The following is a 582-nucleotide window of genomic DNA, read 5'->3' as shown; positions in this document are numbered from 1 at the left end:
CACCGAGGCCGCGGTCCGGCCGCGGCCTCGGTGGCATCGGGGGCGGTGGCGGGGGCGGTGCCGAGGACGTGGTGGAAGCTGAGCCGGGCCGTGCGGCCCAGTACCTCGGCCGCTTCCGCCGGGTCCTGCACGCCGGGCAGTTCGACGACGATCCGGTCGCTGCCGGAGCGGACGATGGTGGGTTCGGCGACACCGAGCGCGTCGACGCGACCGCGCAGCACCTCCACGGTGCGGTCGACGGTGTCCGGGCCGGCGTCGTCGTCGGCGGTGGGGCGGGTCTCGAGCACGATCTGGGTGCCGCCGCGCAGATCGAGCCCGAGATGGACGGGCACGCTCATGGCGACGTACAGGGACAGGGCGACGATGGCGAGGGCGAGCAGCCCTCGGATGCGCTGGGCGCGGGTCAAGCGGGCCTCCGGCAGGCATGCCGCGTCCACGGGGGACCGCGGCAGGGAAAAGGGAACGTCAGATGCCTGGAGGAGGAGGCGGGGCGCGCAGCGGGTGCCCGTCCGCCGGTCGCGGGCGGACGGACGCGGGTACCGCCGTCGGCGGCGCCGGGATTCCCGGCGCCGCCGACGGCGG

At 76.6% G+C, this 582-nt stretch carries 1 pseudogene; it reads right to left on the bottom strand.

What is annotated here, in order from left to right:
- Window positions 1–407: pseudogene (locus BZL64_RS38625) on the bottom strand (protein translocase subunit SecD); the annotation flags it as partial.
- Window positions 408–582: the final 175 nt, after the last annotated feature.

This window comes from Streptomyces bobili, from assembly GCF_002154575.1.
Classification (GTDB): Bacteria; Actinomycetota; Actinomycetes; order Streptomycetales; family Streptomycetaceae; genus Streptomyces; species Streptomyces bobili.
This window is presented reverse-complemented; position numbering and strand designations above follow the sequence as displayed.